This window comes from Streptomyces sp. NBC_01241 (assembly GCF_041435435.1).
Taxonomy (GTDB): domain Bacteria; phylum Actinomycetota; class Actinomycetes; order Streptomycetales; family Streptomycetaceae; genus Streptomyces.
In genome coordinates, this window is the sequence record NZ_CP108494.1 from 104752 (window position 1) to 118411 (window position 13660).

Annotated in this window: 11 protein-coding genes and 1 pseudogene; 4 read left to right on the top strand and 8 right to left on the bottom strand. The window is 66.9% G+C overall.

Translation table 11 applies throughout. From position 1 onward, the window contains the following. Positions 1-88: 88 nt before the first annotated feature. Positions 89-913, bottom strand: coding sequence for a reverse transcriptase N-terminal domain-containing protein (locus OG306_RS00440; protein ID WP_371666199.1), 825 nt, complete (start codon positions 911-913; stop codon positions 89-91). A gap of 591 nt (positions 914-1504) precedes the next feature. After that, positions 1505-3121, bottom strand: coding sequence for a transposase (locus OG306_RS00445; protein WP_371665024.1), 1617 nt, complete (start codon positions 3119-3121; stop codon positions 1505-1507). A 614-nt stretch (positions 3122-3735) separates the two neighbouring features. Here OG306_RS00445 and OG306_RS00450 point away from each other — a divergent pair. The 3 genes from OG306_RS00450 to OG306_RS00460 all read left to right on the top strand — a co-directional run bounded on the left by OG306_RS00450 (position 3736) and on the right by OG306_RS00460 (position 5407). Next, complete coding sequence (locus OG306_RS00450) at positions 3736-4491, top strand: IS6 family transposase (protein ID WP_266751754.1); 756 nt, start codon at positions 3736-3738, stop codon at positions 4489-4491. Between the two features lie 157 nt (positions 4492-4648). Continuing rightward, positions 4649-5029, top strand: coding sequence for a hypothetical protein (locus OG306_RS00455; RefSeq protein WP_266907981.1), 381 nt, complete (start codon positions 4649-4651; stop codon positions 5027-5029). A gap of 99 nt (positions 5030-5128) precedes the next feature. Further along, positions 5129-5407, top strand: a complete 279-nt coding sequence (locus OG306_RS00460; RefSeq protein ID WP_327350058.1) for a hypothetical protein — start codon at positions 5129-5131, stop codon at positions 5405-5407. 86 nt (positions 5408-5493) lie between these two features. On the opposite strand, the pseudogene OG306_RS00465 reads toward OG306_RS00460, so the two are convergent. From OG306_RS00465 to OG306_RS00490, 6 genes and pseudogenes are all read right to left on the bottom strand, one after another. Further along, a pseudogene (locus OG306_RS00465) lies at positions 5494-5829 on the bottom strand (transposase); the annotation flags it as partial. A 139-nt stretch (positions 5830-5968) separates the two neighbouring features. Further along, on the bottom strand, positions 5969-7984 hold the full coding sequence (locus OG306_RS00470; RefSeq protein ID WP_371665025.1) for a DUF7402 domain-containing protein: 2016 nt from the start codon (positions 7982-7984) through the stop codon (positions 5969-5971). Between the two features lie 820 nt (positions 7985-8804). Beyond that, on the bottom strand, positions 8805-8999 hold the full coding sequence (locus OG306_RS00475) for a DUF397 domain-containing protein (RefSeq protein WP_266907985.1): 195 nt from the start codon (positions 8997-8999) through the stop codon (positions 8805-8807). Between the two features lie 11 nt (positions 9000-9010). Further along, complete coding sequence (locus OG306_RS00480; protein ID WP_266907987.1) at positions 9011-9742, bottom strand: DUF5753 domain-containing protein; 732 nt, start codon at positions 9740-9742, stop codon at positions 9011-9013. 801 nt (positions 9743-10543) lie between these two features. Beyond that, positions 10544-11377, bottom strand: coding sequence for a PIG-L family deacetylase (locus OG306_RS00485; protein WP_266907989.1), 834 nt, complete (start codon positions 11375-11377; stop codon positions 10544-10546). Positions 11378-11815: 438 nt separating this feature from the next. Continuing rightward, complete coding sequence (locus tag OG306_RS00490) at positions 11816-12370, bottom strand: MarR family winged helix-turn-helix transcriptional regulator (RefSeq protein WP_266751745.1); 555 nt, start codon at positions 12368-12370, stop codon at positions 11816-11818. Between the two features lie 66 nt (positions 12371-12436). Between OG306_RS00490 and OG306_RS00495 the strand changes: the two genes are divergently transcribed. After that, positions 12437-13465, top strand: coding sequence for an alpha/beta hydrolase (locus OG306_RS00495; protein WP_266751743.1), 1029 nt, complete (start codon positions 12437-12439; stop codon positions 13463-13465). The last annotated feature ends 195 nt before the right edge of the window (positions 13466-13660 follow it).

Here is a 13660-nt window from a genome sequence, read left to right on the forward strand (position 1 = left end):
CGAGAAGATCACCATCCGGCACCGCATACCCGTGCGTGAGCGCACCGCCGACGACCAGCATCAAGATCAAGACGCTACGGAGGGTGACTCATGCCCGAGTTACCCATTGCGTTGGGGGCGTGATCACACCGCCCTGGGGAGTTCCCTCCCCGGTCTCGGTGAGCCGACCGTCCTCGACCACACCGGCCCGCAGCCACTGCGCGACCAGTTCCCGCGCGGGAAACGTGCCGAGCCGCCGGAGCAAGTGATCATGGTCGATCCGGTCGAATGCCGCCGCCAGGTCCGCGTCAAGTACCCATGGCCGACCAGGGTTGGGGCCCCGGCAGGTCAGAAAGATGGACTCGATCGCGTCATGACAGCCACGGCCGGGCCTGAATCCGTAGGACCTCGGCTCGAACCGTGCCTCCCACTCGGGCTCCAGAGCACCAAGGACCACAGCCTGAAGACAGCGGTCCAAGATCACGGGAATGCCGAGCGGACGCCGACGCCCGTCGGGCTTCGGCACATACACCCGTCTGACGGGCCGGGCCGTCCACGACTCGGAGCGGTGCTGCACCCAGTCGGCCACCTCGGCCTTGCCGGGCGCGGTCAGCACCACCTTGCCGTCGACGCCCGCCGTCTCGCGGCCAGCGTTGACCTCCGTCACCCGCCGCACCGCATGCAGTGCGTTGGCGCGGGAACGGAGCATCAGCTTCTGCAAATTGCGGACCCTCTTCAGGTCCCCTGCCTGTGACGCCGTGAAGATCCTCTGCCGCAGCCGCCGTACGTCGTCATCCACCCGCTGCCAGTCGATCGACAGCCAGTCGGTGACATCGTCCTCGGGTCCGTTCACCACCGCGATCACAGCCGGAGCGGCATCTGCCATCCCGGCCTCCTTCACCGCCTTGGTGTCCAACTTGTCCCTCGGTTCCATCGCCTTCGGTCATCGTCACTTCACAGGCCCACCAGACCCACGTCAGCACCCTTTCGGGTCCGGGCAGCTGCCCGTATCCGGCCGGTTATACGAGACGACCGGCGGAGGGGCCGGTCATCGTGTCCCGCTTTCCCGCTGCCTTTCGGCCGCCGGCGTTCGCTTCTTGGGTCCTCCTGTTCCCGCCGGGGAGTTGAGCTCTCCTCGCGGTCGGCCAACCGGGCACCGGATAACCGGCCCCGGACCCCGACGGGGTTTCCGCGTTGCACACGTACGAGATCCGACTGGGGTGGGCGCCCCCTATGCCCCGGGAACAGCGGTGTCCTACGACTGCAACTCACCTCTTACAGTCGCCGCTTGCCGCCTCTCAACGGCCGGTTCCTGGACTCCGGCAGAGCGATCCATCATCCGGAGCTGATACCTGACGAGACATCAACCAGGGGTTCACTCGTCGTTCGCCCGTCCAGTCTTCCCCTTCGCCTGTGGTCCCCGGATGGCACGGGCACCCTTGGGCTTGACCCCCTGAGCTCCGCACCCCGCGGTTACCCGCAACGCACGTCAGGGTGGGGACAGACCCTGGACACTGGCCCGGAACTACACCTTCAACATCGAACCTCCACTCGGTGTGTTCACTCGTATCGTGCGCCCTCGTGTCGCACGGTTGATGGTTCCTTCCACTCCGGCCCGCAGGGCGTACTTGTCCTTCCAGGTCTTGGTCTTCTGTTCGGCGCGGGCGGCGGCGAGGACGGTGTGCAGGTGCTCGGGGTAGAGGGTGAGCATGCGGTTGCCGCGCCGGGCCGAGGTGCACTCGGGTCGGACGGGGCATGCTTGGCAGTCCGTCTTAGCGAACTCGACGACGATGGCGTCTCGTTCGCGTTGTCGCACCGGGTGCCATCCGGTGCTGGTGTTGCCCTGGGGGCAGCGGACCCGTCGGGCTTTCCAGTCGATCCGGAAGGCGCTCTTGTCGTAGCCGGCGTGGCTCTTGGCCTGGGCGGATCGGTCGAGGAGGACGGGAGTGACCATGACGGTTCCGCGGCTGCGGGCGGTCTCGATCAGTTCGGCGGAGGGGTAACCGGAGTCCAGGTAGTGCTCGGCGGGCGGCAGGCCGCGGTCGGCGAGTTGTTGCTGGATCGGCGCGGTGGCCTTCACGTCCGGCACCGTCGACAGGGTGGTGGTCACATCCGTGATCAGGTTCGGCCGTCCCCGGACTTCGGCTTCGGCTTCGGCTTCGGCTTCGGCTTCGGCTTCGGCTTCGGGGGGAGTGTTGTCGCAGCTCTCGGTGAGATGGACCTTGTAGCCGAGCCAGAACAGGTCGTCGCCCTTGGCGGACCAGCGGGCGTCGGTGTCGTAGGGCGAGGCGAGGCGGAGATGGCCGGGCGGGACACCGTCCTCGTCGGCTTCCCGCTTGCTGACCACCTCCTTGCCCCGGCTGCTGGTGCGGACGGTGTAGGTCTGCACGAGGACTTGGCGCATGATGTCCACGGCCCCGATCTCCCGCAGCCAGGCCGGCGCGTCGGGCGACCAGACGGCCCGGCACAGCCGCAACGCGTCCTGTCCGTAGACCTGGGACAACTGGTCGCGCTTGACCTTGGAGCCGGGCAGTTTCCAGCTGTCGACCCGAGGTCCGTAGCGGTGGGCGAACTCCGGCACGTCCACGGCCCGGGCCAGCCAGTCCGGTGCCGCGACCGACAGCGCCTCCAGCGCAGCCCGCACGCTCTCCCCGGCCAGCTCCAACCGGTTCAAGTCCCGTACCGCGCTGACCACATGGGTGGAATCGGTGCGCTGCTTTCCTCCCGCGGCCACCAGCCCGGCGTCCACGCAGTACTCAAGGAGCCGGTCGAAGACGACACGCTCCATGCCGTTGCCGACCAGGCGGGCCCGGAACCGGGGCAGCACACTGTGGTCGAAGCCGGTGTCCGTCAGCTCCAGGCCGAGGGCGTACTTCCAGTCGATGGCCCGTATCGCCATCGCCGCGGCCTGCCGATCAGTCAAATTCTCCGCGAACTGCAACACCGTGACCAGCGACAGCATCCCCGGCGACAGACCCGGCGCCCCACGCACCCCGAACGCCTCGGCGAACGGCTCATCGGTGAAGACCTCCCCGAGCCGGTCCCGCACCCGGATCGCCAAACTCCCCTGCGGGAACGCCGCCCGCGCGACCCGCACCGTCTGCTCCGGCACCGGCGGCAGCCCCATCGGCCGCAACGACATCACAACCCACCCTCCACGGCCGGACGACACGTAACGACCGCAGGAACGATCATCACCTACCGGTCAAGCAGCCGCAGAGAATTGCGCACCAGAGTCCGCTATCAGGTCAAAGCCTGCGCGCACGACGGTCGGAACGTGGCGGCGAAGTTCGCCGGCGATGAGACGCGCAACGCTCTGCCGAGATCGCCCACGGGGCGGTGCGGCGGTGGCGTTCTCGTCGGCCGTGCCGGGGTAATGAGCCGGGCCGGCCTGCCGTGTTCGCGCCTGGCACGCTTCTGCCGCGCTTCTCTGGCGGAGTGAACGCGTAGGAGATTGCCCGCATCCGGGCGGGGCCAACCTCGTCTTCCGTCAGACGGCAATAGAGGAACTCGACCAAGGGCTTATGCCACCGTCACTCGGGGTCCGCTGCCCGGAGCAAGAAGCCCGGACACCGTCCATGGCCCCGGCCCGACGGAGGAGCACAGGTGACCACGCGCCCCTTCCTCGTCCGCCCGGCCCCGGCCTCGGTCAGAGCGCGGACAGGGCTGCGCGCAGCAGTGCGGGTAGGTCCGCCGGGTCGGCGAGCGTCACCACAATGCCGCCGAGGGCACTGTCACGTTGACTGGCCGGGTGGGATGATCTTCTGGTTGGTCGTGCCGGGGAGGGATTCGTTCGTGTCGTCCGCGTCGCCGTCGTACAAGGGCCACCGGTACCCGGTGGAGGTGATCGCGCACGCGGTATGGCTGTACTTCCGCTTCCTGTCCTTCCGCGAGGTCGAGGAGCTGATGCTCGAGCGCGGCGTCATCGTCTCCTACGAGACCATCCGCCGCTGGTCCGCCAAGTTCGGCCAGGCCTACGCGGACGGACTGCGCCGCCGTCGGCCACGGCCCGGGGACAAGTGGCACCTGGACGAGGTCTTCGTGAAGATCAACGGAGAGCAGAAGTACCTGTGGCGGGCCGTCGACCAGGACGGCAACGTGCTCGACATCCTCCTGCAGAGCCGCCGGGACAAGGCCGCGGCAGGACGCTTCTTCCGCCGCCTGATGAAGAAGACCCGTACGGTGCCGAGGGTGGTCGTCACCGACAAGCTCCGTTCCTACGGCGCGGCGCACCGCGAGGTCATGCCCTCGGTGGAACACCGTTCCCACAAGGGCCTGAACAACCGGGCCGAGAACAGTCATCAGCCCACCCGGCAGCGCGAACGCGCCATGAAGAAATTCCGCTCCGTAGGCGGGGCCCAGCGGTTCCTGTCCGCGTTCAGCGGCATCTCACCCCACTTCCGCCCTCGCCGCCACCTGATGACAGCCTCCGACCACCGAGCCGAGATGACCGTCCGCTTCGCGATCTGGGACCAGATCACCGGCGCTGCCGGCCGGCCCACCACGGCCTGACCACAGGCCCGGACCGCGGGCCCCACCAGGCCACGACGCACCGTCAGGCACCGGCAACCCAACAACGTGACAGCACCGCCGAGAGTGATGCTTTGGGGTCTGCTCTCTTGGGTGAGGCTGACCCGATAGCTTGCCACCGGAAGACCTTGCAGGAGGTGTGGAGCTGGTGGCGAAGCGGTGGGTCCGGTACGTGGTGCCGGTGATGGTTGAGGTCGATGTCGACGACGACGACAAGGTGACCCGTGTGGTCTCACTGCCGGTTCGCGAGGACCGCGATGACATGGGCCACTTTCTGATCTACGACGAGGAGTTCATCCGCCGGAGCGGTGACGACCAACCCCAGGTGCCGTCTTCTGCGTGGGGGAACCTCGGTGGGCAGACGACCGGTTCCGCGTCGGCGGCCCGGCGAACTGGCCGGAGCGCTGGGAGGAGAGCTTCGGCCAGGATGAGTCCGACGATCGGTACGAGGAGATCAACCCGTACGAGCTACGCGCGCGGTAGAACCCCGCTCGGCCCGGTACTCCCAGAGCTGCTGTAGGGCGACGAGGAGACACAGCAGGGGCCCCGGATGGTCGATCGTCCGGGGATCCTGTGCTGATGGGGATTCCCAGGCGACCGGCAGAAGACCCCGGCAGACATGACCGACCGCAACGCGGCCAGAGAAATGCTCTTCCGGCTGCGGCTGATGCACCCTGTTGGGGATCTCCTCGTCAGGAGAGATCGGCGCATCGTAGCTACGGCCGGTAATCCCCTCCTGGAACGCGTCAACGCCTACGTGATGCGGTGGATGCGCAAGAAGTTCAAACGGCTGCGGGGCAGGAAGAGAGCCCAGACGGCGTGGAACCAGGCCGTCACACGACGGCCCCGGTTCTTCGCCCACTGGGTCTTGACCACCCACGCCCCCCGCGTCTGGTGACCAGAACGACAAGAGCCGTATGACGAGAGATCGTCACGTACGGATCTGTGAGGGCCGAGGGGTGAAAATCCCCTCGGCTACTCGGCGGCTTTGGTGATACAGCCGTCCACGGACAACTCCTCCAGCTCCAGGCCGACCATGCGGTCGTACGCCTGTAGCGCCAGTGCATGGACGTGTTCGGCGATCCCGAGCTCTGCCCAGTGACTGATGCGTCGTCGGATGGTGCGATCCGAGCAGCCGGGGCTCGCTATGCGCTCATATCCGGAACCGTGCACCAGCGCGGCGATCACGTGCTCGAAGACGGTCCGGTCGGAGATGCGCGGGTTGTGGCAGCTGAGCGGGTGGGTATCCACGTGCGCGGGCAGCAGCGCGGAGAACTGGTCCCACAAGGGGTCGAGCAGGCATGATGGCAGGACAGGCACGAGCCCTCCGGTGATCACTGAGCGTAGAGAACTCCATGATCACCCGGGCTCGTGCCTACCTTGCGTCAGGGGCATTCGACAGCGGTGACTCCCGCCTACTGCCGGACTCTCTTAAACTCGCGATTTCTGGCGCTTCACACTAGCTGGCGTACGCCTCGATCTCTGACAGCCCGACGTTCGCGCCACTGCCGCCGGCGACCTGGAACGTGACCCAGGTGATGCCGGTCTTGGCCGGGAACTTGACCTGGTACGCCGAACCGTCATTCGGGATCCCGCTGACGCTCACGGTGCTGCCGTCACTGAACGTCAGCGTCCCACCTGGGGCCCAGTCGGTCGAGTTCGGCCGGTCGAAGAAGATGATCCTCCCGATGGTCTGCGTGCTGGTCCAGTCCAGCCGGATCCACGGGTTCAACTCGCCGCTCGAGGCCCACTCCCCGGAGCCGTTCATCCCACGGACTCCATCGATGGCGTTGCTAGGCAGGTACCGCGAGCTATAGGAGGAGGATGCCGTCGCCGAAGCGCTCATCGCGAGGTTGACCGGACCCTGGACGTCGATCGAGCCGGTGCCCTCGTCGCTGCTCTTGGCGTTCTTGAAGGTGGCCTGCGCGGACAGCGCGTAGCCACCAGTAATGGCGTCCGCGGAGGCGGTAACCGCCCAGGTGGTCTTCACCGACTGGCCGGGCTCGACCGTGGGGAACGTGGTCGGCGAGGTGGCTTCAGCCGTCCAGCCGCTGGGCACGGTGAGGTTGACGGAGGCGTCCGAAAGCGCCACGGGGCTGCCGTCGTTGGTGTAGGTGGTCGTCACCGTGGCGGTGGCGCCGGGCTTGACGGTCCACGGCGCCGGCGTGTCGACCGTGAGCGAGTGGTGCGCGTTGTAGCTGGGCACGATCCACTTCTGGTCGACCTTGCCGTCGCAGTCCCGGAGTTCCGCGGGGGTTCCGTTGGCGACCTTCGGGCCGGGGACGGTCAGGCAGTGGTCGGATGCCGGGTTGAGCAGGGAACCGTCGGCCTTGGGCTGCCAGGTCTGCGCGGGGGTGCCGTCGCATTCGGCGAGGTCGGTCTTCCCGTTCGCGGTGGCGGTCAGGCACTTGTCGGACTGGCGGATCGTGCCGTCCGCGTGCCTGGTCCACTGCTGGTTGGCGGCGGCTTCGCAGTGCCACAGGCCGAGCGCGCCCGGCTCAGCCGGGTTGGTCTGGTGGTTTTCCAGGCAGCGTCCGGCGATGCCGCGCAGGCGCGCGGTCTCCGACGTGTCCCACACGTCGGTGATCGTGGAGATGTCCGCGTCGGCCGTGTGGTTGATGTGGTCCAGGCCGTACATGTCCAGCAGCGTGCGCAGGACGTTGTAGTGGTTGATCTTCTGGTCGTACTCGCCGGCCCTGGCCATCGGCCCGACCATGATGGTCGGGATGTGGTTGGCGGGGGTGAAGTCGTCCTCGTCCCAGGTCAGCACGAACAGGCTGTTGTGCGTCTTGGCCCACTGGATGTACGAGTCGAAGGTGTTTTTGACGAAGGCGTCGCCCTGCGCGAGGGTGCCGTCGTGCATGCTCTGCTGGCCGTTGCCCACGTAGAAGGAGACGGTGGGCAGCTTGGCGAACCCGTCCGGCGTGGTCGGGAACTCCTCCTGCCGCTTGTCCATCGGGTTCAGGTGGTCTGCAGTACCCGGCGTGGTCTTGTAGCGGAGCCACTGGGTGGGGAGGCCCTGGTTGGCGTAGTCCGCGAAGCTGTACCCGTGGGTCACCAGCTGGTTGGGCAGGTTGTCGGTGTCGACGGACGACGGCGCGGGATAGTCGTTGGTCGTGACGATGTCCGAGGCGGACAGCAGCGCGTAGTAGTTGGGCAGGCTCGGGTGCGTAATACCGTACGAATTGGTGAACGACGCGCCCTGGGCCTCCAGGGACTTGATGTACGGCACCTGGTCCGCAGGCTTGGTTGACGGGTTCCGGAGGATGTCGTCGTAGCCCTTGTTCTCCATCATCACCATGACCACGTGGTCAGGCTTGGGAACTGCGGTGGATCCCACGACAACCGAAGACTTGGCGTCCGAAGACCCGGCGTCCGGGGTCGCCGCGACCGCGGAGACCGTACCCGGAAGGGCGATGCATGCCAGCAGGGCCGAGGCCATCAGGCCACGGATGCTTGGGCGTGGTATGCGCATGTTGGTGCTTCCTTGTTAGTGCGACAGCACACGGGCCGACATCGCGGCCAAGACCACCGGAATCGCAAACAGCGGTGCATGCGTTGTGCTTTCGCGTTCATTCATGGCAGCCAGGAGCGTAGATGTACGCTGCATCTGCCCCGGTAACGGTCAGTGAACTTCTCTCCAACACAGCCACGCAGGGCTGGTCAGTCGGCCCGCCGGGGGATCGGGCAGCCCGGTGCTCGTGTTGCGCGTCGATGTGGCCTCCGCGCTGGTCCGGCCGCCCCAGGGCGTCCGGACGAAGGAGGAGGCGGCGGGCAGCGGCGCGAGGCAACCGACGTGTTGATGGGACGCTGCCCCTGCGCCAGCCGCCATCGGCACGCATGCGCACGGGCTGGCACCCGCGTGCCGTCTCCTGCCCGGGCAGACGAATACTGGCGGTGGCTGGTCACGCTAGAGATTGCGGCAGGGTATTGCACCGGAGGTTGCGCCGTCTTCTCTCAGCTCGGTGTTTAAGGTGCGCCCCGTGCTCAGCTCGTTGAGCCGACCACGGGCTTCGTCGTTCTGCAGACAGCGGGCGGCCTTTGCGTGATCATGTCTTCTCGCTGAAGTCGACGTTGATCACAACAAAAGCCGTGAGGGTGAGTCAGCTGGACGATGCCACCCACGTCGAGTCCCTCACCGGCCCGCACCACCACCAGCTCGATCAGCCGCTACGGCCAGGCCGCCGCCACCGCCTGGGACCGGCTGCATTCGCTGCTGAGCCGACGCTCGGCATGGGCCGACTACCCCGAGGGCGAACTCCCGGTCATCCCGGGCACGGTGATCCGCCTGCAGGTCAGCCGATTTCGCTGTGGCCGGTCTTCACTCCCAGGACAAGTGCACGCAGCGCGACCCGGCTTGTCACCAGAACGGCATCGGGGCTCTCGCTCTCGCGGATTGCAACGCCGCCGGCTCCCGCCGCAGCGACCTCGACGCAGTTGTTGCCGCCGCCTGCGCAGAACGATGAGCGCTGCCAGTCACGTTCGGGCATATCTTGACCTCTCACAGCTCGCGGGCAATGGACCGGATGAGCCCTCGTGACTCTTCAGGAGGGAGCGCGGAGCGTTCCATCAGGTCCAGAAGGGAACGATAGTTCCCCAGCGGCGTCGGGGCATCAACGAATTGGCCGCCGAACGATGTGTCGAGTTGGACCGTGTCAAGCTGTGGGACGGAGCCCTCGGCGTAGAGGACCGACTGTCCGGCGCCGTGGAAAGGGCCCGCACTGAACGGGATGACCAGCAGAGTGACGTGATCCAGCTCGGATGCGTCCGCGAGATAGTCGAGCTGTCGGCGAGAGACATCCCGACCGCCGAACTCCAGCCGCAGTGCGGCCTCATGGATGATGCCGAGGTATGGAGTCGGGTTCTCTTCGGTGATGACGGCCTGGCGACCCATGCGGTGGGCTACCCGGAGTTCCACCTCCAGTCGGGGCAGCTGTGGCACCGCGAAGTCGAAGATCGCCCGCGCGTGCTCCTCGATTTGAAAGAGGCCTGGCAAGTGGACGGTCTGTGCCGTGCGGATGCGCGTAGCGAAGTGCTCGATCTCGGAGACGTCAAGATGCCCGTCGGGGAGTTTGCCTCGGTACTCGTCCCACCAGTGCCGCGCTCTTCGACCGCCCGCCATCGAGGCGAGTGCATCGATCAGCGCTGAGTCCGGGCACCCGTAGTGGCAGGCGATCTGGCGGACGCGTCCCTCGCTGAGCCCGGTGCGGCCGGCCTCGATGTTGGAGATCATCGTGCGGTCCGCGCCGAGCCCAGACGGTGGTGGCCGGGGTGCTGGAGGCGAAGGCCGAGCCGGTCTTTCATCCGGACTCCTACGGGGTGTCATTCCTTGCGGGTCGTTCTGCGGGGTGTACGTCTTCATTGCCTTGTCTGTCATGAGTGGTGAGATCCGGCGCCATTCCTGGTGTTCCGCTTCGGCGGTGCGGAGCCATTCCTCGGCTCGGTAGCTGTCCAGTGCCTGCCCGGCGATGTCGCGCTGGTATTCCTGTGCGTCCTCAGCGGCGCGAGCGACGTCCTGGACCGTCATCCCGGTGGCCTGTGCCTGTACTTGGGCAGGACGATTTCCCAGGACGAGCTGCGCGAGAAGTGGCGGTCGCCCTTCGGGGCGGCAGAGGATCGCAACAACCGGGTCGATCAGGTCCGCGCCGAATCTGCCGCGAGTGGCGACCAGTCTCGCGGTTGGTGTCGGAGACCGCCCTCGTGACCTGCTGCTTCTTCCGTTGCCTCACGGCGTGTCGGACATCGGAGCCTCAGCTTCGTGTCGCTTCCTCGGCGGTCTGTCCTGATCGGAGCAGACCGCCGGGCTTGTGACCTGGGCTGTCGCGCACCTTCCGAGTCAGCAGCCCGTAGGTCTCCCACCTGTGCGGTTGCCAGGTGGTTCGGGGACGAGCGCGGTGTCGGGTCGGAAGTGCGGGCACGCATCGACGCCGCCGGCGAGGGACTGGACGCGGGCTGCCGGAGCGGAACTCGCGTGGGCAAGCCTCCGGGTGTGTGACCCGCTCGATGCGCTTTCCCGGCCGGGCGGACGGGCGGATCAGCGCAGTCCGGCGAAGAGATCGTTCTCGGGTATGGCCGCGTCGGTTGCGTCCTTGACACGTACGAAGGTCTCCATGCCCATCAACTCGCCGAACCTCTCCTTGCCCATCTTGAGGAAGAAGATGTTCTCGCCCTGACTGGCGTGCGCGGCCAACGCGTCGAACTTCTGACCGCTGAACGCGGCGGTGTCCACCCACGTGGTGATCTCATCGTCGGGGAGGCCGATCTCGGCCATCGCGGCGGCCTCGGCAGGATCCGGCTCCGGCATGTCCTCATGAAACTCGCGCATGATCTCGCCGAACCGCTGCATCATCGAGCGGGGCATCGTGGTCCAGTACACCTTCGGTGTCAGCGCGGTCATCTCCAGCGCCGCCATCGTGATGCGGTGGGCCTGGATGTGGTCGGGGTGGCCGTAGAAGCCGTTCTCGTCGTAGGTGACGACCACATCAGGTTGGTAGTGCCGCATGAGTTCCGCGAGTCGAGCCGCGCCTTCCTGCACGGGGGTCTGCCAGAAGGATCCGGGGGCGTCGTTGCTCGGCCAGCCCGTCATCCCGGAGTCGGCATAGTCCAGCATCTCCAGATCGCTGACCTTCAGGACGTCACAGCTCGCCTCAAGTTCTTGACGGCGCATCAAGGCGACCGCCGTCGGATCGTGCCCGGGATCGCCCGGCTTGGCACCCCCCGGTCCGTCACCGCAACCGCCGTCGGTACACGTCACGAGAACCGTGCGGATGCCTTCCGCCGCGTACCGCGCGAGGACCCCTCCGGTTCCGGTGGCCTCGTCGTCGGGGTGGGCGTGTACTGCCATGAGCGTCAAGGGCCGGTCAGTCATGAAACAGTCCTCCTGCAGAAATACATCTTGGTCCGAGTGTGCGGCGGGCGCGCCGCGATCTTGGGGCCCGGATCCTGGTGGGGCGGACGACCTTGTGGTCTCCGCGTTCCCCGCCCGTGCGGCGCCGGTCCCTCGGTCGATGCAACCGTGCCGGCCGGACCGGCTGTTCCCGGCGCGGCCGCTTGGTCTTCCAGGCGTCGGCGTTCAACGCGAACGAGGTACAGGCGCGACCTGCATGTCCCGTCGCACTGCATCTGGCAGATAGTGAGCCGTTGACCTACTCGGATGCCATGTCGTTTGAGAGCGCTGACCCTCGGCGTTCTCAAACGACATGGCTTTCGCGAAAGTGCCCTGGTTGTGGGCAACGGCCGTGGGGCTGAGAGGCTCATCGGTGAACTGGCTGAGGGCCGTCGTGTACTGAGTGGTGGTGCTGGAGGTTCAGTCGACGTGCGGCATGAGGGGCGGGCCGTCCTCCTCGACAGCGAGGGCCACGACCCGCAGGAGGGCGGCCAGGTGTCCCAACTCCTTCTTGGCCAGGGGCGCGAGCAGTGTGGCCTCGGCCTCCCGCTGGTTGTCGATCACCGCCGCCCACGTTGCGGCCCCCTGGCGAGTCAGGCCGACGAGGAGGCTGCGGCGATCCTCAGGTGCGTGCTCGCGAGTGATCAGGCCCGCCAACTGCAGTCGGTCGAGGCGGTTGGTGAGGGTGGCGGGGTGAACCCCGAGTCCCTGAGCGAGACGTGTAGGTGCCATGCGGTAGGGCTCTCCCGCCGAGCGCAGGCGCCACAGGATCTCGTACTCCCACAGCTTCAGGCCGTTCCGCGCCAGGGCGGCCTCCTTCTCTTGCTGCAGGTGCCGCACGAGCTTCTGCATGCGGGTGACGGTGCCCTCCAACTCCGTTACCAAGCCGGGAACTTCGCGTTCCCAGCGGGCGATGTGCCGGTCGATCGAGTCCCGTGGCTGCGCCGATTCCGCCGCCGAATGCCGTGATGTCACGGCGTCACCCTACCCTCCAGAAATTATGCATTCAGATATTCTGAAATCGTAGTACCGTCCCTAGGTATGTCGTCCTTCACGCTCGCCGGCCGCATCGACGAACACGTCATCGACAGCGCGCTGCTCCACGGCAACCCCCTCAACGACCCGGCGCAACGACCGCTGTGGGTCTACACCCCGCCCGGCTACGACGATGCGCCCGAACGCCGCTACCCCGTCACGTATCTGCTACTCGGCTTCACGGGAACGCTCCCGGTCTGGCGCAACCGCATGGCCTTTCGGAAGCCAGTCCCCGAGCTCGCCGACGAGATCTTCGCCCGCGGGGAGGCGCCCGGGATGCTGCTGGTATTCGTGGACGCCTGGACCGCCTACGGCGGCAGCCAGTTCATCGACTCACCCGGCACCGGCTGCTACCACTCTTACCTGTGTGAAGAGGTCGTGCCGTACGTCGACGCCCGCTACCGCACGCTCCCCACGCGCGACCACCGAGCCATCGCGGGCAAGTCCAGCGGCGGATTCGGCGCCACGGTCACCTCGATGCTCCGCCCAGATCTGTTCGGCGCCTTCGCCACCCACTCCGGCGACTCGCTGTTCGAGGCCCAGTGCCACCCGAACTTCCTCACCGCGGTCCGCCAACTGCGGCCCTATGGCGGTGACATCTTCCGCTGGTGGGATGATTTCCGCTCGCGGGTCGCCTTCACCAAGGAGGAGGACCTGAACCTCCTGGAGATCCTCGCCGTCTCCGCCTGCTTTTCCCCGGGCCCCGACGGCTCCCCCACCCTTCCCTTCGACCCCCGCACCGGGGCCCTGCGCGAGAACGAGTGGCAGCGCTGGCTGGCCTGGGATCCGGTACGGATGGCCACCACGCACGCCGACGCCCTCCGCTCCCAGCGCGGCATCTGGATCGACGCCGGCACCCGCGACGAGTGGTTCCTCGACCTGGGCGCCTTGGCCTTCCGCGACGCGCTTACGGAAGTCGGAGTGGCCGACGACATCGTGCATTTCGAGCTGTTCGAGGGTGGCCACCACGCCATCGAGTACCGGATGCCGCCCGCCATTGCCTGGTTGGCGCACCGCATCGCCGATCGGCCTTAACCTCCCGGGTTAGATCAAACCCCACGAACGAAGCAATATCGCCGCTCAGAGCACACCTCGACGAGAATCCGCCAGAGCGAACGAGAATGAGTGAGAATCCGACAACTTCAATGCGACAGGACACGAAGTTCGTCTCACATCGGTGTCCCATGGGCCGGACATAGGCCACCGTCGGTGAGAAAGGGACATCCGAAT